The organism is Arsenophonus sp. ENCA, from assembly GCF_002287155.1.
Classification (GTDB): Bacteria; Pseudomonadota; Gammaproteobacteria; order Enterobacterales; family Enterobacteriaceae; genus Arsenophonus; species Arsenophonus nilaparvatae.
Genome location: NZ_NHNG01000096.1, coordinates 1 through 562, shown reverse-complemented (window position 1 = coordinate 562; position 562 = coordinate 1). Strand labels below are relative to the sequence as shown.

At 46.1% G+C, this 562-nt stretch carries 1 protein-coding gene; it reads left to right on the top strand.

Annotation, left to right across the window (positions count from 1 at the left end; genetic code table 11):
* Positions 1-19: 19 nt before the first annotated feature.
* Positions 20-388, top strand: coding sequence for a transposase (locus CBG25_RS02885; RefSeq protein WP_366212662.1), 369 nt, complete (start codon positions 20-22; stop codon positions 386-388).
* Positions 389-562 lie beyond the last annotated feature (174 nt).

Below are 562 nucleotides of genomic sequence, written 5' to 3'. Positions count from 1 at the left end.
GTATGGCACCGGCAGTGATGTGCGAAATGTGGAAGATAACACGCCGCACCTGGTTATCTACGACTACCAAGACTCGCGCAGCGGGCGTTGCCCGAGCGAATTCCTGGTAAACTATACGGGGTATCTGCAAGTTGATGGCTACGCGGGTTATCATGGCACGGAAGCTCAACTCGTTGGCTGCATGGCGCATGCGCGCCGTAAATTTGAAGAGGCTCGGCGAGCCCAGCCGAATACCAAAGTAGGCAAAGCCATTTGGGCCTTAGGGTTAATTGAGAAACTGTACCGGATAGAAAAAACGTGTCAAGGGATTTCTCCTGAAGAGATTTACCGACGGCGACAGAGCGAAGCGCGTCCATTGATGGAGGAGTTTAAACTAGTTGCTGAATAGAGACTTGCATTTTTTGTCACGCTATTGAGAATAAAAAGAGGTTTAACTTAGAGAATAAAGGTTTGAAATGATCAACAAAGAGCGGCTGTTACGAGATAATCGTTTATGTAAAGCAATCATTGGATTATCAGTCGAAGAATTGAAAAATTTAGCCGCTGAATTTTCAGCTTGTTA